Origin of the sequence: Streptomyces tubercidicus (assembly GCF_027497495.1) — a bacterium.
In the GTDB taxonomy this organism is placed as follows: domain Bacteria; phylum Actinomycetota; class Actinomycetes; order Streptomycetales; family Streptomycetaceae; genus Streptomyces; species Streptomyces tubercidicus.
Genome location: NZ_CP114205.1, coordinates 3,875,808 through 3,897,720, shown reverse-complemented (window position 1 = coordinate 3,897,720; position 21,913 = coordinate 3,875,808). Strand labels below are relative to the sequence as shown.

Genomic DNA, 21,913 nt, shown 5'->3' with positions numbered 1-21,913 from the left:
GGTCTCGCAGTTGCCGGTATGGCCGTCGTTGACCAATCTCGCTCGAGCTACGGATCAGAAGGCTTCTGACATCCGTGGCTGACATCAACGGCGCCAGACGAAGGCGTACACCACCTCCCTTGTGCGACCGTCACACCAGCCGCCGACAGTCGCCGGAGCGGACTCGGATCGAACTCCCAATGCGGTGCTCACCAGTTGAGACTCGTCACGCCCTGGGGCGCCGACCGGGTGAGCTCTGCCTGAGGTGCGGCCAACCTGTGGCCAAGACGCATGGCTGGGTCAGGGACACTGCTGCTCCGTCGCAGCTCGGAGCAGGTGTCGCGCTGGAAAGCTCAGCGGTCTTGAAAACTGTCTGGCGGCAATGTCACCGTGGGTTCAAATCCCACAGCCTCCACGGGTAGAAGGCCCTCGACCAGGCAAGTCCTGGTCGAGGGCCTTCTCTGTTCCGGATTACGACTCATCCTTGGCTGACTGCTCTTGACCGCGGTTTACCGCCCCGTCTGGCACGGATCTGGCACGTTCAAAGGGCCTGAACCACCCCGGTCTGACAGGGCGGGGCTGAGTGCTGTGCGCTCGACAGGGGGAACCTGCAACCTTCTGATCCGTTGGATCAGGCAGGCGGGTAAGCGGGGGTTCCGCCTTCCTCCCTACTACACGTCGCAGTGCCGGGCTGGCTCGCGCTTCACCTTGGGAACGCCGAGCTCCGGATTGGCGTAGTCGGAAAGTCTGTCCATCGTGGGATCGTCCGGCCCACGATGCAGACTCTCTTCGGATCGGGTCCAGTTCCTGCCGTCGGCGTCTGTGAAGCGGATCTGCCGCGGCGTTGCGTCCTCCGGCACCATATGGCTCCGAATGAGGTCGCGATAGAACGAACCCGGTGGAAACGTCAGCCGGGTACAGGGCGGCAGCGTGCCGTAACCAAGTGAGAAGCTCTCGTACTGTGTGATGACGCCCCCCTGCTTCGGCCCTTGGAAGACCAGGTAGAGGCCGGTCACGGGGTCGAGCGAACGGTTGACCACCACCGTGCCGTAGCCGCCGTCCTCTGTGTCGGTGAACGTGTACCAGAAGGTCACACGCCCTGCCTGATAGCGCCGGTTTTGCTCCAGCTGCTGGCGTGTCGCGTTCACGCTGAACCAGGCCACCGTGCCCGAGAACAGCAGCCCCAGCGCCGCCGCTATCGCCGAGACCACCGCACCCCACGTCGCTAGGCGCGACTGGTCGGTCGGCGGCCGCCGTCCGACAGCCCTCGGCTTTGTGGTCCTCCGGGGGCGGAGCCTGGGCCGGACCCGTAGATCAGGGCGGCGGTGGGACATGCTCCCATCATCAGAGGACCGACCGGCCCCCGCATACGGAAACTCTGGGGCCGGAAGTGTGGGAGGCAGCCAGTGCTTATGCCGATGCGCCGGCATGGATCTGCCTAGCAGGCTCAGCGAGCGGGCGACCGTACCCCTACCGCTTCAGCTGGTCGGCGGCGCCCAAACTGCATGATGGCTGCAGGGAGAACTCACACTGGCTCGCCCCGCGATAGTTTTCAAGATCGATGCGTTTTGATCCGTCCAATTGGGCCTCCCCTGGCATCGCCCTGCCCATACCCTGAGTTGCCATGGACGAGGGGATTGCGGCGCTCGTAGGAGCAGCCGTCGGGGCAGCTGCAACTACTATCGGCGCTGAATTAGCTTTTGGGGGAGCAATCAGGCAGGCAAGGATCCAGGCGCGAGCTGAACACGCGCAATGGCGGCGGCAGGTTCGCCGGGAGGCATTCCTGGTCTTTCACGCCCTGATAGACGACGTGTACAACAAGAACTGGGATGTCCTGGAAGACATGTCCCTTCAGGGCGTGCTAACTCCAGCTCATGTTCCCATCACGCTTCATGAATCCCGGAGAGTAGCCAATGAGGTGATGGAGCGCATCAGGCGGGCAAGAGGGGCTATCCAAGTGGAAGGCCCACGATCCATGTACCAGCTAGCCCGCCAGCTAGACCTGTTGGCTCACACCATCCTCGACGAAGTAGCAGTCCTTCAGTCGAAGGAATCTCCGGAAATCGAATCGATCAGGAGAACTGATCAATGGCTCCGGACTCTTCAGTCCGGAGCCGAAGGCTTCCTCGACGCCGCTGCCAAGGTGCTCGATAATCCTGATCCGACCGCCCCTGTTCCAGGAACCCGTCGGCGAGCCTGATGCGCAGTGATGGCCCAACACATCACAACGGCACTATCCGGCGGATCGAGACCGGAGGCAGGTCGGATCGCGACAGTCCCAACCTCCACGGTTGAGGACGGGGCTGTCGCGCACCGCATGGGGTGCGCTGTCGCGCACCCCATGTGCTAGCAACACGTGCTGGTCGTGCGTAGTGCTGGCCTGCCGCGCGAACGGTGCGTAGATGCAGAGCCGGTATGGGTCGGCTCAATGGTCCATGGCTCAAGGGGAGTTGTGGTAGGTTCCTGTCAATCTCAGACTGCGGGAAGCAGTCTGTCCGTGCCCTGGACGGCCCGATGAATTTTGGGGTGCCAGGAAGGATTCCACAAACTTGCTCGGGCCTCCGACACGGGTGGGTGAGGGAGTGGTTTCAAACCCTGCGGGATCTCACCCGCATGTAGTGCCCTGTTCTAACCCCCGAGGGGTTTCCTCGGTCTGAGTTTTTGGTGTCGGCAGGAATTCAGTTCTGTCCACGTAGTTTGTGGTCGAACTGATCCTGCAGTCTGCGGCCGGTTCGACCATCTGTAAATGAAAGGTCTACGAACCGGTGGACGAAATCATCGTTCTCTGGCTCCTTGCCGGCGCAAGCGTAATCTCTGTCCTCCTCTTTTCGGTCAAGGGCGTTCTGGACCAATTGCCGGGAGTCTTTCAGTCCTACAGAAGGGCGAAGCGAGCCTGGCAGGGCGAGGAAGATAGTGATCAGGATTGAGCTCGGGGTGCTGGCGTCTGCTCTGCGTGAGGCGTGCGAACGCCCCCCAGCGGTCAAACCGTTGGGGCATGCCTGACGGGTCTGTTTCGGCCGTCGGCCGTTGCGGCCAGTGGTTCTCGTGCGCTCCTGCGAGCTTCCAGGCGCCCCTTACGGTGACTCATACACGGGCTATGGGCACGGAATCTCCCGTCCGATCACGGACCCATCAGACACGCCCTAGGTGTATTGACCTGGAGCGTTGTTCACGCGGGTGATGGGTGGCTGGCCGTTGAGTGCGGTGTGGCTGCGGTGGTGGTTGTAGGTGTGGAGGAAGTCTGGCAGGGCGGCTGTGCGTTCGTCGTTGCTGGTGTAGGGCCGGGTGTAGGCCCACTCGTCGGCGAGGGCGCGGTGGAAGCGTTCGACTTTGCCGTTGGTCGGCGGCCTGTAGGCGCGGGTGAGCTTGCCGGTGGCGCCGAGACGGGCCAGGGCGTCGCGCCAGGCGAAGTTCTTGCGGTAGGGCCAGGCGTTGTCGGTCAGGACGCGTTCTATGCGGTCGATGCCCACGTTCTGGAAGAACGTGGCTGCCCTGTCGAGGAAGGCCGCGCAGGTGGCGGCCTTCTCGTCGCCGTGGACCTCGCTGTAGGCGAGGCGGGTGTGGTCGTCGACGGCGGAGTGGACGTAGTCGAAGCCCATGCTGCTGCGGGTGGCGCGGCCGGCTTGGGGGCCGAGGACTTTGTGGCCGCCGCCGTCGGGGATCCGACCGAGTTTCTTCACGTCCACGTGGACCAGCTCGCCGGGGCGGTTGCGCTCAAAGCGGCGGATGACCTGCCCGGTGGGCCGGTCGAGGAAGGCCAGGCGGCCCAGACCGTGGCGGGTCAGGACACGGTGCACGGTGGAGGCGGGCATCCCCAGGATCGGCCCGATGCGGGCCGGTCCGAGCTTGCGGCTTGTACGTAGGTGGCACACACGTGCTTCATCTGCTGCGGAGGTGCGGTGCGGGGTCCTGTGCGGACAGCTGGCACGGTCGTGCAGTCCCGCATCGCCTTCAGCCACGAACCGCCGGACCCACTTGTGAGCTGTGGTGCGTGAGATTCCCATCTCGGCTGCCACATGGGCCACGGGGCGACCGGACCGAACCCGGTCGACCAGCAGCCTCCTGCCGTGAACAGTCAACCGGGCATTACGGTGGGACACGAAGACCTCCGTTGTGTGGTGAAGCCTAGACACCTCCACCACACCGGAGGTCTTCGCCATTGATCAAACCGAGCCGGCTGTTAACAACGCTCGTGATCAATACACCTAGGGCCTGTCTCGAAGTCGGGTGTGAGCTTGTGCCAAGATCGCGGGATGCTGCGACTCACCGATTTCATTGTCGACTGCCCGGACACGATGAAGCTGGCAGCTTTCTACTCCGAGTGACGGGCCGTCCGATCAAGGAAGGCAGCTCCGAGGACTGGGCTGGCATCCAGTTCGGCGAGATCGAGCTGGCGTTCATCCGGGTGGACGACTACCGCGCTCCGCAGTGGCCCGACAGCGAGCACCCCAAGCAGTTCCACCTCGACTTCGAAGTGGACGAGATCAAGTCCGAGCAGCGACGCGTCCTCGACCTCGGCGCGACGCTATGGCAGGACTTCATCGGCCCCAACGGCTACGGCTGGCAGGTCTACACCGACCCGATCGGCCACCCCTTCTGCCTGTGCTGCAACAAGGGTGTCATCTGGACCGACCAGGGCCCGATCTGGCCCAAGCGCGACTAATTAGGCGCTCTGAGAGGGGTGCCGCCGGATCGCTATCGGGCCGGACTGTACTCGGCCGTCTTTCCATCGCGATGACGCAACCGAGCCGCAGTCACAGGACTACCGTGTAGTTATGAGTCTTTGTACGGCCCCGGTCCGGGGTCATCGGACCGCCAGCGCAGCTGCGGCGTGCCCTGCGTGCAGCAGCCGACGCTACGGGTACTCATCGCCCCGGCCCTCCTACCCGCAGCCGGACTACACGTCGTGGAGCAGTAGTGGGGGCGGCGCGAGCAGTGGAGGCGGGTCCATTAGCGGCAGAACGCGGCCGCCTTGGTCACCGAGTACCTCCTCCGTGACTTACACGCCTGCCGAGGTGCGGGCGCTGACTCCCGTTCGCCGCACCGCCGAGTTGCGCGCGCTTCAAAAGCCAGACCTTTGCGATGTCTTCCTCTGCCACGCGTGGGATGACCGGCGCGGTGCTGCTACGGAGTTGCACGACCTGCTGGAAGCAGAGGGTGTGTCGGTCTGGTTCAGCGAGAAGGACATTGTGCTCGGCCAACCGTTCATGCGGGAAATCGACAGAGGCCTGGCGAGGTCGCGTACGGGTCTCGTCCTGGTCACCCCTGCGCTACTGCAACGCGTCGACAGCCGGGGCGTCTCTGACAAGGAGCTCTCGGAGCTCCTTGCACGTGACCTGCTGATTCCTGTCGTGCACGAGACGACCTACGACGAACTCCGGAACGTTAGCCCCTTGCTTGCCTCCCGAAACGGGTTGAACACGGCGGATGGTTCGATGGCAGACATTGCCACCAAGATCGCCGAGTTGGTCGCCGTTGAGGACGACCTGACCGCGCCGCCCACACCGGCGAACTAGGCCGTGTTTCGAAGTAGATGGAGCCATTCGTTGATGGCGGTGATGTGGACGGTGGCCAGGTAGCGGACGGCGAGCTTGTCGAACCGGGTGGCTGCCGCCCGGTGGCGTTTGAGGCGGTTGATGCCGCACTCCATGGCATGCCGACCGCGGTAGTCGATCGGGTCGAAGGCGGGCGGCCGGCCGCCACGGCTGCCGCGCCTGCGCCGGTGACCGGCATGGTCAGCAGGCTCGGGAATGGTGCAGGTGGGCGCGGATGGCGCGGGAGGAATACGCCTTGTCGGCGCGGACCGCTGCGGCCGGGTCCGCGGTCGGCCACCATCCGGCCGGGCGATGCGGATACCGGCCATCACCGCCTCGAAGTGCGGGGCATCCCCGGCCTGCCGGCGCTCAGGACCAGCGACAAGGGCCTTTGCCCGTGCTCGCAGGCCAGGTGCAGTTTGGTCGACAGCCCGCCGCGGGAGCGGCCCAGCGCGTGATCGCCCGGCTCCGGAGTGCTCCCGCCGGGCGGCTCGCGCTGGGCATCCGGCTGCCGACGGGCGCCGGCGGCGTGCTGATGCGCGCATGATGGTGGAATCCACACTCACCTGCCAGTCGACCAGCCCGCCGCATCGGCCTGCTCACGCGCAGGCAACTGGCTTGGGAACGAAGCCGCGCGGTCAGCGGGGCCGAATTGATTCGCTGATGGTCGCCGCGGTGCGGGCCGGACGTTGTTGCCATCGCGGCGGCGTACGAGGTCAGCCGAGATAGGGCCGCTCACGGTGCTCCAGAAAGTGGCGGAGCCGGAGCCGCTGCGTGTGGTGCATCGGCAGTTGATCAATCTCGTCGGGCTGGGCGAACCGCAGCTCCGTGGACTCGTCCGAGATCGCCAGTTGGCCACCGAGCACGCGGGCCGTGAAGCAGACATTGAACTGTCTGTGTACCTCGCCGTCCGAGGAGGCGATGATGTGGCGAGGGTCGGTGTACGTGCCCACGAGCCCGGTGATCTCGACGTCCAGGCCCGTTTCTTCCCGCATTTCGCGGACGGCTGTTCCTGGGAGTGAATCCATCGCGCTCGGCGGCGCTGCGCTTATCGCGACGCTGCCGCTCGCCACCTCGACGACCGCATCTGCCTCGTCCGCCTGCCGGAAGGGCTCGGTCTGCACGTGGTCGAAGAATGACTTCGGCGGCACCAAGGCCACCAGTGGCTTGAACCCCTCGCCGGGCTGCTACCCGTGGGGCGGCAAGACTGTCTCCAACCAGGCCAAGAGGAATATTCGGGTCTACAGCGGCGCGTCGTGCTCCGGCAAGAGGGTCGACATCAAGTCCGGCCACTGGGGCCAGACCAAGCCGGGTGCGACGATCAAGTCCATCGCGGTCATGGGTCCGTGACCTGCGGCTAGGAGTTACTCGGTATCCGCAGAAGGCGGACATGGCCCCGGCCATCGCATTGCGACCCGGGGCCGTGTCTTTGCCGGAGACCGACGAAGGGGCCGCGTACGCCAGATATGGCGGGCGCGGCCCCTTCGGGGTCATGGGGGAGGCTTCGGGTAGTCGGCAGTCGGCTGCGGGGCTGAGGTCTGCGGCCTGGTGCCCGGTCAGTCGTCGTCGCCGTCGTTGTTGTCCTTGTCGTCCTGGTCGACGTGCTGGTTGAGGATCTTGCCGCCGGCCGCGTCGACGGTGACGTCGTGGCTCTTGTGGTCCTTGCCGAGGACGTCGACCTCCCAGACGGCGGAGCCGTTGCGGTCGTTGTCGTCGAGGCCGTAGGAGACGACGGTGCCGGGGACGGCCTTCAACGCCTTGTCGGTGGCCTTGCCGTGGCCGATCTTGTCGGCCTTGACCAGGGCCTGGGTCTCGGCGGCGTCCTGGGCGGCGTCGTCGTCTCGGTCGGTGTGCTGGTTGAGGACCTTGCCGTTGCCGGCGTCGATGGTGACGTCGTGGTTCTTGTGGTCCTTGCCGAGGATGTCGACCTCCCAGATGAGGGAGCCGTTGCGGTCCGCGTTGTCGAGTTCGGCGGAAGTCGCGGTGCCGGGGACGGCCTTGAGGGCCTTGGCGGTGGCCTCGGACTGGCTGATCTTGTCGGCCTTGACCTGGGCGCGGTCCTTGGCGGTGTCGTCCAGGTGGCGCTCCTTCTGGGAGAGCTGGACCGAGGACTGCGGGGCCGGGCCGTCGTCGTCCGCGAAGGCGGTCGCGGCACTCGTGCTGCCGATCAGCGCGACAGCGGCGGCCGTGGCGAGGACGGCGGCGCGGGGGGTGAGCGTGCGCTTGGCGTTGGCCTTCATGGGGACGTTCCTCCGGATCGTGTCGCGGTTTCGTTCCGTCGGCGGGCCTTGTCGCGCCCTTCCGACGTTCATCACAGTGCCGACCCGAACCTGAACACAGCCTGAAGTCCTGAAGGGCTCTTCAGATTGCGGCAGCTGCGTGCGCAGGCCGACCCTGGATACGCGGCAGTGGGGCCTATGACGGGGGCGTCGACTTCGATACGGCCCTGGCGGAGCTTTGAGCGGGGTCTGTGTTCGAGTCGGGGACTGCATGTGAACCGCGTGTCTGTATTGGTTTATTGCGTTACTTTTTATTGAGGCATCCTTTCCTTCGGGGGAGTGGGCGGTTCGCGGGCAGGGGAGCTGCGATGCAAGTGGCGTGTGGTGGCGGTAAAATGGGCGCGCTGAAGTCGGATGTGTGCAGATCGGTTGCGGTCGCGGGGAAAACGTGCGGGTGCCTGGGAATGCTTCTAGCGTGAGTGGTATGGGCACTCAACAGACGTCGTAGTTGCCGGTGACACGCTTTCCGGTATCGCTGATCGTTTCCGTACCACTGTGAAGCAGCTTCAGATCTGGAATGCTATTTCGGATCCCAACGTCATCAAGGTAGGGCAGCGGCTAATGGTCGCCAAGGCATCGACGGGAGAGCCGCAGCCCGGTGATCCCAGTTTCATTCCGTTCCCCGGTGCGGAGTGGTTCAAGACCCTGCCGACCAGCCCGATCATCCGGATGATGGGGCTGCGCCTCGTGGAGGAGGGGTGTGGTGCCCCTTACGGGTTCAGCGGCCCGGGGCCGAAGTGGAATGACAAGCACCGTCAGGCATACGCCTCCTATCAGAACGCCTTGGGGTACTCGGGTTCGGATGCGGACGGCTGGCCGGGGCGGAAATCATGGGATCAGCTGCGTGTTCCGTTCCCGGAGGAGGACTGGGGCGCCGCGGAGTGAGCATGCGGTGAATGGTGTGGAATCCCTGTCGTGTGGCTGCTGGGGGTATGGCGGCTGCGGGGCGGGGATTTCTGTTCGGGGCGGGCGGTAAAGTGGTGGTGGAATCTGGAATTACCTTACGGGTGTTGATGCGGAAAGTGGGCGGCGGTCACGGTGGGTGCTCGGAGGGCGGGGGAAGCGGGCGGGGGTCGGCGCGGTGGCGTGGTGATACGGCGGGCCGAGGGACGGGATGCCGGGCGGCTTACTCGGTTGGTGCGGAATTCTCGTGCCTACGAGGGGCGGTATTCCTCGATGGTCGAGGGGTATCGGGTAGGGCCGGACTACATCGAGGCGCATCGGGTGTTTGTCGCTGTGGAGGGTGCCGCGGATGGTGCTGGCCCGGGTGGGCGGGCGACTGGGCGGGAGGCCGGGAAGGCGACCGAGCCGGAGGCCGGGCAGGGGACCGAGCGGGTTTGGGGGTTCTATGCGCTGATGGTGGAGCCGGGCGAGCTGGATCTGATGTTTGTGGCGGACCAGGCGCAGGGGTACGGCATTGGGCGTCGGCTCATCGGGCACATGCTGGACGAGGCGCGGCGGGCCGGACTCGACAGCGTCCGGGTGGTGTCGCATCCGCCTGCTGAGGGTTTCTACCGCAGCATGGGCGCCCGGCTGGTTGGCACGGTGCCGGCGAACCCGCCCGCGGTGAGGTGGGACCGGCCGGAGTTCGCCTTCCTGGTGGGGTCGGGTGGGAAAAAATCGTTGGTCAGGTAGGGCGTTTGTGGTGACCGTGGGGGTATGACGCGTTCATTTGAGGAGCTGGTGGCCGAGGCGGAGGCCGTGTCGGTTGAGGGGTGGGATTTTTCGTGGCTGGCGGGGCGGGCCACGGAGGAGCGGCCCTCGTGGGGGTATCAGCGGACGATGAGTGAGCGGTTGGCGTGCGCGTCGGCCGCGTTGGATATTCAGACCGGGGGCGGTGAAGTGCTTGCCGGGGCGGCGAAGCTGCCGCCGGTGATGGTGGCTACGGAGTCCTGGCCGCCGAATGTCGCCGAGGCCACCGCGCGGTTGCATCCGCTCGGTGCGGTGGTGGTGGCGGATGCGGATGAGCCGCCGCTGCCGTTTGCCGATGGGGCATTCGACCTGGTGACGAGCCGTCATCCGGTGACCGTGTGGTGGGACGAGATTGCCCGGGTGCTGCGGCCCGGCGGCAAGTACTTCTCCCAACAGGTGGGCCCGGCCAGTGTGTTCGAGCTGGTGGAGTACTTCCTGGGGCCGCAGCCGGAGCACGTACGGCGGACCCGTCATCCCGAGGACGCGCGCCGGGCGGCGGAGGCGGCGGGCCTTGAGGTGGTCGATCTGCGTGCGGAGTCGCTGCGTACGGAGTTCTTCGACATCGGGGCGGTCATCTACTTTCTGCGGAAGGTGGTGTGGATGGTGCCTGGCTTCACGGTCGCGCAATACCGCGATCGGTTGCGGGAGTTGGATGAGCTGATCCGGGAGGAGGGGGTGTTCGTCGCGCAGACGACCCGGTTCCTGATTGAGGCGGTGAAGGGGTAGGTGCAGGGGTAGTCGCAGGGCTCGGAGGGCTGCCGAGGTTGTCGCCGCCGATGCCGACCCCCGTCTGGCTCGTAGAGGCCGAAGAGAGGCTCCCTACCTCCTACCGGCGGCGGGTCGCTGAGGCGATCGTTGCGCGGGCCTCCGCGGCGGGCAGGCCGGTGTGGCAGGCGGCCTCTATGAGGCGGGCGGCGAGTTCCTGGGCCAGGCCGGATTCCTGGGCGCGGCAGGCTGCCCAGAAGAGGCGGGCGTTGCGCTGGCCGCGTGGGGATGCCCGTACGAAACGTATGAGCGCTGCGGCGGGCTGGGGCGGGACGCCGTGTGGTGGCTCGCGGTGGGCCGGCGGGGGCGGGGCCGTGAGGAGGGCGAGAAGGGCGCCTGGCACGGGGGCGGGGTGGCGCGGTGTGTCCGGTGCGAGGACATACCGGCCGTGGGTGGTGAGTGAGCCGGGGCCGACGAGATGGCCGCCTGTGCCGCGTACGTCGATGCCTGGGGCGAGCCGGCCGGCCGAATTCGGTACGGGTGGGGACTGCGGGCCGGTGAACCAGAGGTGGCGGCCGCCGCTGGGGGTCAGGACCGTGACCGTCGGCGGGATCGGGAAGTGGTGCTGTTCGGCGATGAACCGGAGGGCGGTCAGGCCGTCGGCGCCGTTTTTGGTGTCGAGGTCGATGCCGACGAGGTGGTGCGGGGGCCGTCCGCAGGCGATGCCGTAGCCGGTGGCCCAAGGGGCGGCGGCGAACATACGGCGGACGGTGAGCGGGTCGGTGCTTGCGTCGTGTACGCCGTGCCCGAGGCGGCCGCAGGCGCCGCGGCAGGGTGGGTGCTCGGGGTGCTCGCGGTGCGGGGACCGGATGGCGGGGAGCTTGCTGCGGGTCAGCGGGATGACGGGGTGGCCGGCCTCGGCGGCGAGGAGTGCCTGGGCGAGCGCGGTGGCGGGGGCGTCCGTGGGCGGGTCGGGTCGGCTGCCGGTCCCGGGGGGATCGGGTGGGTGGTCGGTCGGTGGTCCGGCATGGCGGCGGTGCGTGGCCATGGCTTTATTTTCGTACGAACGTTCGACAAAGGGAAGGGGGCGCGTGGTGCACCGACCCGCGCGCCGGGTTCGTCGGTGCGCCGGGTGGGGTCCGTCGGCCGCGCAGGGGGCGGGCCCGCGGTGGGGTCTGGCCTCGCCGCACGGGTGTGGCGGGAATGACGTGTGAGGAAGGGGTTTACCCGCGGTTTCTCATGCTTGCGGGGGAATCGCCGCCTCGGGATGGGTTCACCGGGGGTTCGTGGGCAAAGCTGAGGTCGCGACGTCGAGGAAAACATCGGGGTGGTCGGCCAACTGCCCAATGGCCATGGGGAGTTCAGTAGTTCGGACCCGGATCGAGCACGGCAGATCCGCCAGGCAGGTCCGCCAGGCAGGTCCGCCAGGCAGGTCCGCCAAGCAGTCCAATGAGCCCCCCCACGCACACGCAACCCAGCGCCCACGTCAGATCCAGAAGTCGTGTTCCGTAGGAGGAAGACAGATGGCAAGTACTCGTACCGCCCGCGTCATCGCCGTTGCTGCCGCGCTGCCCTTTGCGGCCGCCCTGTTCAGCGGTGTGGCGCAGGCCGACAACGGTGGCTTTGCGACCGGTGGGTCGAGCTCGGCGGCGACGAGCCAGACGGGAACGGGCGTCGGTGGCGACAACCTCGGCAACTCGACCACTGGTCAGCAGGTCGCCAACGGGGCCGGCGCCTCCAACCAGAACAACACCGCGAGCGTGAACGGAACCTCCGGCCCCACCCGCATCGACCAGACCAACGCCACCGTCACCTTCACCAACTTCGAGTGATCCGGCCCGCCGCGCGGGGGCGCGGCGGCCGAGCGGGAGGGGAGACGTCAGGGGCGGCACGGAGAGAATGGGGCTTCTCCGGGGTTCACTGCGCCGACCTTGACAGCGAGCGGGTTTCTGACGGACAGTCAGAAACCCGCTCGCTCGTTCGTACGTCCGGACCCAGCGCACCGGGCGTACGGCCACCAGAAGGGGAGGCCGCCGACGTGCACCTCGCCCCCACCGCGCGCCAGGAGCGACTGCGTTCCGAACTCCGTTCGTACTTCCGGGAACTGCTGCCGGACGGGCCGGTCGAGAACCCCGCGGAGCAGCGTGCGGTGCTGCGCCGGATCGGGGCCGACGGCATGCTGGGCCTGGGCTGGCCGACCGCGTACGGAGGTCAGGGGCGCGGGCCCGACGAGCAGTTCGTCTTCTTCGACGAGGCGTACCGCGCGGGCGCGCCGGTCTCGATGGTCACCCTCAACACCGTCGGCCCGACCCTGATGAAGTACGGCACTCAGCAGCAGAAGGACTACTTCCTGCCGCGCATCCTCACTGGCGAGCTCGTTTTCGCGATCGGCTATACGGAGCCCGAGGCCGGTACCGACCTTGCTGCTCTCCGTACCAGCGCGGTGAGGCGGCCGGGTGTCGTCGGGGGGCCGGAGGGCGGGAAGGCCACCGCCGGTGCCCCCGAGGGCTGCACCCCCGACGGAGGCGCCCTTCAAAACTGCGCCCCCGAGGGCGGCGCCCTTCAAAACTGCGCCTCCGAGGACCGCGCCTCCGAGGATCACATCCCCGAGGACCGCGCCCCCGAAGGCGCCCACTGGCTGATCAACGGCAGCAAGAGCTTCACCAGTAACGCCCAGCAGGCTGACTGGATTTGGCTTGCCTGCCGCACCGACCCCGACGCCCCGAAGCACCGGGGCATCTCGATCATCCTGGTGCCCACCGACGCTCCCGGCTTCTCCTGGACGCCCATCGAGACCGTTGGCGGGCTCACGACCACCGCCACCTACTACGACGGCATCCGTGTCCCGGCCGGGAACCTCGTGGGTGAGGAGAACGGCGGCTGGCAGCTGATCACCAATCAGCTCAACCATGAGCGCGTCGCGTTGGCCGCCATCGGCATGCAGGCCGAGGACGCCTTCGACGCGGCGCTGGCGTACGCCCGTACGCCGGACCGGGAGACCGGTGAGCGGCCCGCGGACCGGCCATGGGTGCGGTCCCGGCTCGCCGAGGCGCACGCCCGGCTGGCCGCCACCCGGCTGCTGAACTGGCGGCTGGTCGGCGATGTGGGCGCCGGGACGCTCAGCCCCGGTGATGCCAGCGGCGTCAAGTTCGCGGGTACGGAGAGCGCCGTCGAGGTCTACCGGATGTGCCAGGAGGTGGCCGGTGATGCCGCCCTGGTACGGGCTGGTTCGCCGGGCGTCTTCCGGGACGGGGAGCTGGAGCGGATGAACCGTGCGGCGCAGATCAACACCTTCGGGGGCGGCGTGAGCGAGGTCCAGCGGGAAATCGTCGCGACGATGCGGCTGGGGATGCGGAGGGGGCGGCGATGAGCGGGGTGTCCCCTGGGGAGCAGAGGGCGGCGGATGAGGAACCGGAGGCGGGCGGGCGCGGTCGAGGGCCCGGCCGCCTGGGCGCTCCGGAGTTCACGTACGAGCAGCTCAAGGTCTACGAGGGGCGGCCGACCTCGGCCCCCGGGGTGGGCAAGGACCTGGTCAACGAGCCGATGATCCGGCACTGGTGCGAGGCCGTGGGCGATACCAACCCCGCCTACCGGGGGCCGGACGCCATCGCCCCGCCGACCATGCTGCAGGCCTGGACGATGGGCGGTCTCTCTGGCCACGCGGATCGCGCGGGGGCGTACGACGAGCTGTCCGGTCTGTTGGACAGCGCCGGGTACACCTCCATCGTGGCCACTGATTGTGAGCAGGAGTATCTGCGGCCACTACGGCCCGGTGACCGGATCACCTTCGACTCGGTGATCGAATCGGTGTCGGAGCGTAAGACGACGAAGCTGGGGACCGGGCACTTCATCACGACGCGGATGGATATCCGCGCGAACGGCGAGCCGGCCGGGACGCATCGCTTCCGGGTCCTCAAGTACGCCCCGGCCGCGCGGCCCCCCAAGACGGCCGGGCGGTCCTCGACGGCCGGGCAGCAGTCCAAGACGGCCAAGCGGCCCAAGGCGGCCGAGAGTGGAAGCGCACCGCGGCGTCCCCGGCCCGTTATCAACCGCGACAACGCCGGCTTCTGGGAGGGCGTCCGCGGCCATCGGCTGCTGATCCAGCGCTGCACGGGCTGCCGGACGTTGCGCTTCCCCTGGTTGCCGGGGTGCAACACCTGCGGCTCACCGGAGTGGGACACCGTCGAGGCGAGCGGTGCGGGAACGGTCTTCTCCTACGTGGTGATGCACCATCCGCCCTTCCCTGCCTTTACGGCGCCAGCCCAACGGCCCGATCAGCCGCTCGCCCAACGGCCCGCCCGCACGTCCGATCAGCCGCCAGCCCCACCGTCCGACGGGACGCGCCCCGGCGCCGCCACCCCCTATGCGGTCGGGCTGATCGAGCTGTCCGAGGGGGTGCGGATGGTCAGCAATATCGTCGGCGTTCCCTATGACAAGGTGCGGATCGGTATGCCCGTACGGCTTGAATTCCTGTGGGTGGACGAGGAGTTGGAGCTGCCCGTCTTCCGGGTGGTCGAAGGTGGTGAGGGGTGAGATGGACTTCACGCCCACCCCGGAACAGTCGGCGGCCCGTGAGCTGGCCGCGGAGATCTTCGGCGACCTGTCCACCCCGGAGCGGCTCGCCGCGGGCGGCAGCGGTACCGACGCCGAGCTGTGGAAGGCGCTGTGCGCGGCCGGCCTGCCGGGCGCCGCGGAGGAGACCGGCCTGCTCGGGCTCGTCCTGATGCTGGAGGAACAGGGGCGTACGACGGCGCAGGTGCCGTTTGCCGCGACCTGTGTGTACGGCTTGCTGGCGATCGGCGCGTACGGCAGTGAGGAGCAGCGGACGCGGCTGCTGCCGGCGCTGCGGGCCGGTGACGCGGTGGCCACCGGGGCGTTTCCGGCGCGGCGCGGCGGCATACGGGCCGCGGAGGCGGCGGACGGGGCGGGGCGGCTGACCGGCGTCGTCCCCGTGGTGCCGTGGCTGCGCGCGGCCACCCATGTCCTGGTGCCGGACGGGGCCACGCAGCGGCTGTGGCTCGTACGTACCGACGATGCCGGGGCGCGCCGGGATCCGGTCGAGACCACCGCACCGTGGTCGGCGGGCCGCCTCACGCTGGATGGCGCGCTCGCCGAACGTTTGGGCCGGTACGGCTCTGCCGAACACTTAGGCCACCGCGCCGCCTACACCGACATCCTGGCGCTCGCCCGAACCGCCTTCGCTGGTCTCCAGGCCGGAGTCGCTGCCGGCTCTCTGGCGCGCGCGGTGGCCCACACCACCACCCGTGAGCAGTTCGGGCGTCCGCTTTCCACGAATCAGGGTGTGCTGCTGCGCGCCGCCGACGCCTACATGGACGTCGAGGCCATCCGGCTCACCGCCTACGAGGCGGCCTGGCGCCGGGACGCGGGCCTGGATGCCGCACCGCATGCGCTGACCGCCGCCTGGTGGGCGTCCGAGGCGGGCACCCGTGTGGTGCACACCGGCCAGCATCTGCACGGCGGCATCGGCGCCGACGTCGACCACCCCGTCCACCGGCACTTCCTCTGGGGCCGACAGCTGGCCGCGTACCTCGGCTCGGGAGCCGAAGCCCTGGAAGAACTAGGGGAGTTGCTCACCGGCGATCGCCCGCCACCAGCCACCCTCGCACCCCAGCCACCCCGGACGGAGGAGTCCCCATGAATCCCGTCGACCACCATGTCGACCACCCCGTCCCCACCGCCCCGGCGCCCGGCGACACCCTCCCCGCCCTGACCATCCCCCTCACCCGCACCCTGATAGTCGCCGGCGCCCTGGCCTCCCGCGACTACCAAGACGTCCACCACGACCCCGAGGCGGCCCGCGCGAAGGGCTCCCCGGAGATCTTTATGAACATCCTGACCACCAACGGGCTCGTCGGCCGCTACATCACCGACTACTTCGGGCCGCGCTGCACCCTGCGCAAGGTCGCCATCCGCCTCGGCGCGCCCAACTACCCAGGAGACACCATGGTGTTGAGCGGCACTGTCATCGAGGTGATCGAGGTGACGGACGGCACGGAGGCGGTGGTGCGGGTCGTCGGTACGAACGGGATCGGCCACCACGTCACCGGCACGGTGACCGTCGGCCTCCCGGAGGGCGCGGTATGAGCGTCCGCCGCCGCGACTCCCTAGGGGGCCGGGCCGCCATCGCCGGCATCGGCGCGACCGAGTTCTCCAAGGACTCCGGTCGCAGTGAACTCCAACTGGCCGTCGAGGCCGTACGCGCCGCCCTCGATGACGCCGGGCTGACCCCCGCCGACGTCGACGGGCTGGTCACCTTCACCATGGACACCAACCCTGAGATCACCGTCGCCCAGGCGGCCGGCATCGGCGATCTGTCGTTCTTCTCTCGGGTCCACTACGGGGGTGGCGCGGCCTGCGCCACCGTCCAGCAAGCGGCCCTCGCGGTGGCCACCGGAATCGCGGAAGTCGTCGTCTGCTATCGCGCGTTCAACGAACGTTCCGGCCGCCGCTTCGGCTCCGGCGTGCAGCAGCGGGAGCCGTCCGCCGAGGGTACGGCGCTCGGCTGGAACCTCCCCTTCGGCCTGCTCACCCCCGCCTCCTGGGTCGCCATGGCCGCCCAGCGCTACCTCCACACCTACGGGCTGACCCCTGACGCCTTCGGCCCGGTCGCGGTCACCGACCGCCGCCACGCCGCCCGCAACCCGGCGGCCTACTTCTACGGCAAGCCCATCACCCTCGCCGACCACGCCGCCTCCCGCTGGATCGTGGAGCCCCTGCGGCTGCTCGACTGCTGCCAGGAGACGGACGGCGCCCAGGCGATCGTGGTGACCTCGCCCGAGCGGGCCCGCGCGCTGCCGCACCCGCCCGCGCTGATCAAGGCCGCCGCACAGGGCGCGGCCCGCGCCCAGGAGCAGATGACCAGCTTCTATCGCGACGGTCTGACCGGTCTCCCCGAGATGAACGTGGTCGCCCGCCAGCTCTGGCAGACCGCCGCCCTCACCCCCGCCGATATCGACGTGGCGATCCTTTACGACCATTTCACCCCCTTTGTGCTGATGCAGCTGGAGGAGTTCGGCTTCTGCGCACCCGGCGAGGCCACGGACTTCGTCGCGGCGGACACCCTCCCCCTCAACACCCACGGCGGCCAGCTCGGCGAGGCATATCTGCACGGCATGAACGGCATCGCCGAGGCCGTCCGCCAGCTCCGTGGCACCTCGGTCAACCAGGCGGGCACCCCCGCCCATGTGCTGGTCACCGCCGGGACGGGCGTGCCGACCTCGGGGCTGATCCTGAGTGCGAACGCTACGTGACGGTGTTCTCACCCGCTCTGACCCCCGGCTCTCCCCCGTCCATCTTTAGGGGGTGCAGCAGGTACTACCCGTACAACTTCAGGCGGATAGCGCTTCGGCACCTGGGGGCGATCCCCTAAGGCCGCCGCGCTCATAGCGTGGTTCCCATGACCACGCCAGTGTGCAACAGCGCTTCGACCGCCGCTGTGTTCCCCACGTTCTCGTCCTATGTACGGGCCAGGGGGCCGGTCCTGCTGCGCGCCGCGCGGTCGATGTCACCCAACCCGAACGACGCCGAGGATCTTCTCCAGACGGCGCTGACCAAGACCTATCTGGCTTGGGACCGTATCGAGGACCACCGCGCCCTGGACGGCTATGTCCGCCGCGCGCTGATCAACACCCGCACCTCCCAGTGGCGCAAGCGCAAGGTCGAGGAATTCGCCGTCGACGAGATGCCGGAGCCGGAGCCGCTGCCGACGCCCGACCCGGCCGAACTCCAGGGCCTGCGCGATGCGATGTGGCGTGCGGTGATGCGACTGCCCGCCCGTCAGCGGGCGATGGTCGTCCTCAGGTATTACGAGGACCTGAGCGAGGCCCAGACCGCCGAGGTCATGGAGGTCTCGATCGGCACGGTCAAGAGCGCCGTCTCCCGCGCCCTGGCCAAACTCAGGGAAGACCCTGAGCTGGGGATGCTCTGGGCCTGATCCGGACACCGGGGCGCCCCGCTCGGGTGCGCCCGTCGCACGCACCCCTTGCGCCCTTCCACCGCTCCTCAGGCCGGCCATACGGTTTCTGTAGCTCTGGCCTGTCAGGTGAAGGAGGACGAAGTGGGTAAGCATCGCAGTCCGATCGGAGACGACGGACAGCAGCCGGGCCGTCCGATTCCACCGGCCCCGGAACCGACCCCTCCGCCGAAGCCCGAGCAGGCTCATTGACCTCGCGTCCTCCGATGCCGGACGAAGCCCTCGGTGATTTGCTGGACCAGATCGCCGAGCACCTCGGTTCCCCCGTCCCCGCCCACCTGAGCGCCGCGCTGCGCGCCGTCCCCCGCCACCTCTTCCTGCCGCCCACCCTGTGGCTGCGCGACGGGAGTGGCGACTACGAGCCGTGTGAGCGGGAGACCGCCCCCGAACGCTGGTGGCGTGCGGCATACCGCGACGTTCCGCTGGTCACCCAGTTCGCGGAGGGCCCCGACGGCACCCGTGCCCCGTCCTCCTCCGCGTCCATGCCCAGCGTGGTCGTACGGATGCTGAAGGCGCTCGACGCACGCCAGGGGCACTCGGTGCTGGAGATCGGTACCGGCACCGGATTCAACGCGGCCTTGCTCTCGTCCCTCTGCGGGGCGGAGCAGGTGACCTCGCTCGACATCGACCCCGAACTGACGCGCCGCGCACAGCGAGCGCTGAAGGCCAGTGGGCAGCAGCCGGACGTGGTGTGTGCGGACGGCGCGGCCGGCTGGCGGCCGAACGCCCCCTACGACCGGATCATCGCCACCTGCTCCGTCCGCACCGTGCCGCTCCCTTGGCTGGAACAGACCGTGACCGGTGGCCGTCTCGTCATCCCGTGGGACACCCCGTGGTGCAACTACGGCACGCTCCTCGCCACGAAGCAGGCCGACGGAACCGCTGAGGGCTCGCTCGCTCCGTACGGTTCGTTCATGCTGATGCGCGCCCAGCAGGTCGACGCGGAACTACGGGGCGACATCCCCCACGCGGGCCGGGAGCCCGAGCGCTCCACAACGAGCCTGTCCCCCTGGGCCGTTGCCGGGAGCGACCTCGACGCGCAGCTGTACATCGGCCTCCGCGTACCGGGTGCCTGGCACATGTGGGAAACCGAGCCGGAATCGGCCCACGTGCGGCTCTGGCTGGCCGACGGCCGGACGGACAGCTGTGCCTGTGTGGACTACGACGGACAGCAGACGTCGGCCTTTGCGGTGTCCCAGTACGGCGCGAGGAAGCTGTGGGACGAGGTGGCCCGGGTGTACGAGGAGTACGTGGCCGTCGGCCGCCCCGGCGTGGACAGGCACCGGCTGCGCATCATCCCTGACGGCCGGAGTACGCGCCTTGAGGTGAGCGTCCCGACGGCCTGACCGTCCGGCTCGCGTAACGCGCCGGTGTCGTGCCCACATGCCGGGTGAAGTGCCGGTGCAGATGGGCTTGATCGTGGAAGCCCACCGTGGCCGCGACCTCCGCCGGACGGCTGCCGTCGAGCAGGAGTCCACGGGCCCGCTCGATGCGCTTGCCGGTCAGGTAGGCGTGTGGGGGCAGGCCGTACGTCTGCTTGAAGCAGCGGATCAGGTGGGTGGGGTGGGCGTGCAGGAGCGCGGCGGCCTCCTCCAGGGACATGCCGGTCGCCAGCCGGGAGTCCAGCAGGTCGCGCAAGGCAGCGGCCAGCCGGTTCGCCTCCCGGCCCGGTGAGCGCGACGGCCGGAACACATGCAGGTGGCGGTGCAGCCGTTCCCGGATGAAGGCCAGCCGGGACTCCGACTCGAACCCGTCTCCCGCCTGCCCGAGCGACGTATGCAGCTGGTGGATGCGGTGGCGCAGCAGCTCATCGCCGAACACCGGGCCGTCCACCGCCCGGCCGGTCAGCTCCTCCGGGAGCACGCTGGTGTCCAGATAGAGCACCCGCTTGTGGAATCCGTTCGCCGTGACCGTCCTGCCGTCATGGGACACACCGGGCGGCAGCAGGACGACCGTGCCGGTGCCGGTCGCGTCATGACGGTGGCGGTCCAGGGCGAAGTCGACCGCTCCGTCGTTGAGGATCATCAGCGCCCAGGTGTCATGGGTGTGCGCCGGATACGCGTGCTCGGTGAAGTGCGCGTGGAAGACCTCGGCGATCCCTGGCACGGCCGGACGCCAGGCGCTGACCGTTGTACGGGGCAGGCGGTCTGTCATGTCAGGAACGTACAAGACCGCCGGACGCCGGTCACGGCAGTCTCACACCATGATCCAGCAGCCCGTACCCGTGAATCTCACCGACAAGCTCGCGCAGTTCAGCGAGCTGTGGTCGCAGAAGAAGATCGCCCAGCTCAACGACTACGAGGTCAAGCTCGCCAAGCTGAAGGGCGAGTTCGTCTGGCACCGGCACGACGACACCGATGAACTGTTCCTGGTCCTCAGCGGCCGACTCACCCTCCAGCTCAGGGACGGCGATGTGACGCTCGGGCCCGGCGAGCTGTTCGTGGTCCCGAAGGGCGTCGAGCATTGTCCGGTGGCGGACGAGGAGACCGCGATCCTGCTGTTTGAACCGGTCGGTACGGCCAATACGGGCGACGCGGGCGGGTCGAGGACCAAGGCCCCCGAGCCCCTCGCCTGATTCAGCCCTGGTCGGCGGCGTACGTGACGAAGTCGGCCCAGGCGGACGGCTGAAGGTGCAGCTGCGGCCCGTCCGGGTTCTTGGAGTCACGGATGTGGATGGTGGAGGGGGTGGGGGCGACTTCGACGCACTCGTTGCTGTCGCTGTCACCGCTGTAGCTGCTCTTCGTCCACGCGACCTCGACGCAGTCGTCACGTTCGTTGCTGTTGCTGTAGCTGCTCTTGAACCAGGCCAGTTCGGGACCGGTCCCGGTGGAGGGCTTCAGGGTCATGTCTCTCCCAGCACTTTCTCGATGAAGGCCAGTGACTCCCGGGGCGTGAGAGCCTGGGCCCGGATGATGCCATAGCGCAGCTCGATGATCCGGATCTCCTTCGGATCAGAGATCCGTCGATTGCCGAGGCCCTGGGAATGGCCGACGACCGAGCCGTCCCCGAACTTCAGTAGTTGGATTCGACCGCCCATTCCTGCGTGGTCCTCGCGGTCCGTCGGCATCACCTGGATCTCGACATTCCGCAACTGGCCTACCTCCAACAGACGTTCGAGCTGGCGCCGCAGGACCATTTTGCCTCCGATGGGGCGGCGGAGGGTCACCTCTTCTTGGACGAATGTGAGCGCGGGCGCCGGTGTGCGGTCGAAGATGGAGCTTCGCTTCACACGAGCTGCCACGAGACGGTTGGCTTCCTCCTGTGGCCAGGCAGGTCGTCGCATGTCGAACAGGGCTTGTGTGTAAGCCTCTGTCTGCAACAGCCCATGCAGGTTGTGGTTTTCGTAGGAGCCCAGCTCGACCGTCTCGGCCTCCCACCTCGTGAGGTCCCGCACCTTCTTGGGATACCTGGCCTGCTCCACGTCTTTCTTCATCGCGGAGATCTTTCCGCCCGCGCCCAGGACCTCGTCGGCCTTGTCCAGGAACTCCGGGCGGGGGATACGGACGCCACGTTCGATCTTGTAGATCAGGTTCTCCCCGTACCCGACGGCCGCCCCGAACTCTGCCGGGCGCATCCCAGCGGCCTCGCGCCACAGCTTGAGCTGCCGTCCGACCGCCTCTACGGCCGCCTGTGCGTCGTCTTCCGGGTCGAGTTCCCAACCCCCGTCTTCCGCACCGTCAACATTCATCCACTTCCACCTCCTGGACAGCGGGGACGCCTTTGGACAACCC

General features: G+C 68.1%; 24 protein-coding genes and 1 pseudogene. 16 read left to right on the top strand and 9 right to left on the bottom strand.

Annotated features, from left to right (window positions below):
- Positions 1-650: 650 nt before the first annotated feature.
- A complete protein-coding gene (locus STRTU_RS16940; RefSeq protein WP_159744273.1) occupies positions 651-1,190 on the bottom strand; it encodes a hypothetical protein in 540 nt (179 codons plus the stop codon).
- A gap of 413 nt (positions 1,191-1,603) precedes the next feature.
- On the opposite strand from STRTU_RS16940, the gene STRTU_RS16935 reads away from it, so the two are divergent.
- Entirely contained in the window at positions 1,604-2,179 is a 576-nt protein-coding gene (locus tag STRTU_RS16935) for a hypothetical protein (RefSeq protein ID WP_159744272.1), read from the top strand.
- Between the two features lie 943 nt (positions 2,180-3,122).
- Here STRTU_RS16935 and STRTU_RS16930 read toward each other — a convergent pair.
- Positions 3,123-4,079, bottom strand: coding sequence for an IS481 family transposase (locus tag STRTU_RS16930; protein WP_159744271.1), 957 nt, complete (start codon positions 4,077-4,079; stop codon positions 3,123-3,125).
- Between the two features lie 153 nt (positions 4,080-4,232).
- On the opposite strand from STRTU_RS16930, the pseudogene STRTU_RS16925 reads away from it, so the two are divergent.
- Together STRTU_RS16925 and STRTU_RS16920 are read left to right on the top strand one after the other, a co-directional pair.
- A pseudogene (locus STRTU_RS16925) lies at positions 4,233-4,642 on the top strand (VOC family protein).
- Between the two features lie 331 nt (positions 4,643-4,973).
- The gene (locus STRTU_RS16920) at positions 4,974-5,495 is read left to right on the top strand and encodes a toll/interleukin-1 receptor domain-containing protein (protein WP_246240663.1); all 522 of its coding nucleotides are present in this window, start codon (positions 4,974-4,976) and stop codon (positions 5,493-5,495) included.
- On the opposite strand, the gene STRTU_RS36175 is transcribed toward STRTU_RS16920, so the two are convergent.
- Both STRTU_RS36175 and STRTU_RS16910 read right to left on the bottom strand, forming a co-directional pair.
- Positions 5,492-5,629 carry a hypothetical protein gene (locus STRTU_RS36175; protein ID WP_371873605.1) on the bottom strand — a complete coding sequence of 46 codons (138 nt, stop codon included), beginning with the start codon at positions 5,627-5,629 and terminating at the stop codon, positions 5,492-5,494. The two genes, STRTU_RS16920 and STRTU_RS36175, sit on opposite strands and share 4 nt — an antisense overlap.
- 600 nt (positions 5,630-6,229) lie before the next feature.
- Positions 6,230-6,673, bottom strand: coding sequence for an NUDIX hydrolase (locus tag STRTU_RS16910; protein ID WP_246240661.1), 444 nt, complete (start codon positions 6,671-6,673; stop codon positions 6,230-6,232).
- On the opposite strand from STRTU_RS16910, the gene STRTU_RS16905 reads away from it, so the two are divergent.
- The gene (locus STRTU_RS16905; RefSeq protein ID WP_246241399.1) at positions 6,564-6,863 is read left to right on the top strand and encodes a peptidase inhibitor family I36 protein; all 300 of its coding nucleotides are present in this window, start codon (positions 6,564-6,566) and stop codon (positions 6,861-6,863) included. The genes STRTU_RS16910 and STRTU_RS16905 overlap by 110 nt on opposite strands.
- Before the next feature lie 206 nt (positions 6,864-7,069).
- Here STRTU_RS16905 and STRTU_RS16900 read toward each other — a convergent pair whose 3' ends face one another.
- The gene (locus STRTU_RS16900) at positions 7,070-7,753 is read right to left on the bottom strand and encodes a PepSY domain-containing protein (protein ID WP_159744267.1); all 684 of its coding nucleotides are present in this window, start codon (positions 7,751-7,753) and stop codon (positions 7,070-7,072) included.
- Between the two features lie 534 nt (positions 7,754-8,287).
- Between STRTU_RS16900 and STRTU_RS16890 the strand changes: the two genes are divergently transcribed.
- From STRTU_RS16890 to STRTU_RS16880, 3 genes are all read left to right on the top strand, one after another.
- The gene (locus tag STRTU_RS16890) at positions 8,288-8,677 is read left to right on the top strand and encodes a peptidoglycan-binding protein (RefSeq protein ID WP_218039308.1); all 390 of its coding nucleotides are present in this window, start codon (positions 8,288-8,290) and stop codon (positions 8,675-8,677) included.
- A gap of 153 nt (positions 8,678-8,830) precedes the next feature.
- A complete protein-coding gene (locus STRTU_RS16885) occupies positions 8,831-9,427 on the top strand; it encodes a GNAT family N-acetyltransferase (RefSeq protein WP_389854278.1) in 597 nt (198 codons plus the stop codon).
- A 24-nt stretch (positions 9,428-9,451) separates the two neighbouring features.
- Positions 9,452-10,210, top strand: a complete 759-nt coding sequence (locus tag STRTU_RS16880; RefSeq protein WP_159744265.1) for a class I SAM-dependent methyltransferase — start codon at positions 9,452-9,454, stop codon at positions 10,208-10,210.
- Positions 10,211-10,310: 100 nt separating this feature from the next.
- Here the strand turns inward: STRTU_RS16880 and STRTU_RS16875 are convergent, their stop codons facing one another.
- Complete coding sequence (locus STRTU_RS16875; protein ID WP_159744264.1) at positions 10,311-11,237, bottom strand: bifunctional DNA primase/polymerase; 927 nt, start codon at positions 11,235-11,237, stop codon at positions 10,311-10,313.
- A 475-nt stretch (positions 11,238-11,712) separates the two neighbouring features.
- Here STRTU_RS16875 and STRTU_RS16870 point away from each other — a divergent pair, with 475 nt between their 5' ends.
- The 8 genes from STRTU_RS16870 (at position 11,713) to STRTU_RS16835 (ending at position 19,528) form a co-directional block, all read left to right on the top strand.
- Positions 11,713-12,021: a hypothetical protein gene (locus tag STRTU_RS16870; RefSeq protein WP_159744263.1), complete on the top strand. Its 309-nt coding sequence runs from the start codon at positions 11,713-11,715 to the stop codon at positions 12,019-12,021.
- Between the two features lie 206 nt (positions 12,022-12,227).
- Positions 12,228-13,559 (top strand): acyl-CoA dehydrogenase family protein, encoded by a 1,332-nt coding sequence (locus STRTU_RS16865; protein ID WP_159744262.1) that lies wholly within the window; start codon positions 12,228-12,230, stop codon positions 13,557-13,559.
- Positions 13,556-14,722, top strand: coding sequence for a bifunctional MaoC family dehydratase N-terminal/OB-fold nucleic acid binding domain-containing protein (locus tag STRTU_RS16860; protein WP_246240658.1), 1,167 nt, complete (start codon positions 13,556-13,558; stop codon positions 14,720-14,722). Before STRTU_RS16865 ends, STRTU_RS16860 begins: the two co-directional genes overlap by 4 nt.
- Before the next feature lies 1 nt (position 14,723).
- Positions 14,724-15,848 carry an acyl-CoA dehydrogenase family protein gene (locus STRTU_RS16855; protein ID WP_159744261.1) on the top strand — a complete coding sequence of 375 codons (1,125 nt, stop codon included), beginning with the start codon at positions 14,724-14,726 and terminating at the stop codon, positions 15,846-15,848.
- Positions 15,845-16,294: a MaoC family dehydratase gene (locus STRTU_RS16850; protein WP_159744260.1), complete on the top strand. Its 450-nt coding sequence runs from the start codon at positions 15,845-15,847 to the stop codon at positions 16,292-16,294. The genes STRTU_RS16855 and STRTU_RS16850 overlap by 4 nt, the downstream gene beginning before the upstream one ends.
- Positions 16,291-17,460, top strand: a complete 1,170-nt coding sequence (locus STRTU_RS16845) for a lipid-transfer protein (RefSeq protein ID WP_159744259.1) — start codon at positions 16,291-16,293, stop codon at positions 17,458-17,460. Before STRTU_RS16850 ends, STRTU_RS16845 begins: the two co-directional genes overlap by 4 nt.
- Before the next feature lie 146 nt (positions 17,461-17,606).
- Entirely contained in the window at positions 17,607-18,143 is a 537-nt protein-coding gene (locus STRTU_RS16840) for a SigE family RNA polymerase sigma factor (protein WP_159744258.1), read from the top strand.
- Between the two features lie 245 nt (positions 18,144-18,388).
- Positions 18,389-19,528 carry a methyltransferase domain-containing protein gene (locus tag STRTU_RS16835; RefSeq protein WP_159744257.1) on the top strand — a complete coding sequence of 380 codons (1,140 nt, stop codon included), beginning with the start codon at positions 18,389-18,391 and terminating at the stop codon, positions 19,526-19,528.
- Here STRTU_RS16835 and STRTU_RS16830 read toward each other — a convergent pair.
- The gene (locus STRTU_RS16830) at positions 19,476-20,336 is read right to left on the bottom strand and encodes a helix-turn-helix domain-containing protein (protein ID WP_159744256.1); all 861 of its coding nucleotides are present in this window, start codon (positions 20,334-20,336) and stop codon (positions 19,476-19,478) included. The two genes, STRTU_RS16835 and STRTU_RS16830, sit on opposite strands and share 53 nt — an antisense overlap.
- A 49-nt stretch (positions 20,337-20,385) precedes the next feature.
- Between STRTU_RS16830 and STRTU_RS16825 the strand changes: the two genes are divergently transcribed.
- On the top strand, positions 20,386-20,757 hold the full coding sequence (locus tag STRTU_RS16825) for a cupin domain-containing protein (RefSeq protein ID WP_159744255.1): 372 nt from the start codon (positions 20,386-20,388) through the stop codon (positions 20,755-20,757).
- A 1-nt stretch (position 20,758) separates the two neighbouring features.
- Here the strand turns inward: STRTU_RS16825 and STRTU_RS16820 are convergent, their stop codons facing one another.
- Both STRTU_RS16820 and STRTU_RS16815 read right to left on the bottom strand, forming a co-directional pair.
- Positions 20,759-21,028, bottom strand: a complete 270-nt coding sequence (locus STRTU_RS16820) for a DUF397 domain-containing protein (RefSeq protein ID WP_159744254.1) — start codon at positions 21,026-21,028, stop codon at positions 20,759-20,761.
- Positions 21,025-21,870, bottom strand: coding sequence for a helix-turn-helix domain-containing protein (locus STRTU_RS16815; RefSeq protein WP_159747013.1), 846 nt, complete (start codon positions 21,868-21,870; stop codon positions 21,025-21,027). The genes STRTU_RS16820 and STRTU_RS16815 overlap by 4 nt, the downstream gene beginning before the upstream one ends.
- Between the last annotated feature and the right edge of the window lie 43 nt (positions 21,871-21,913).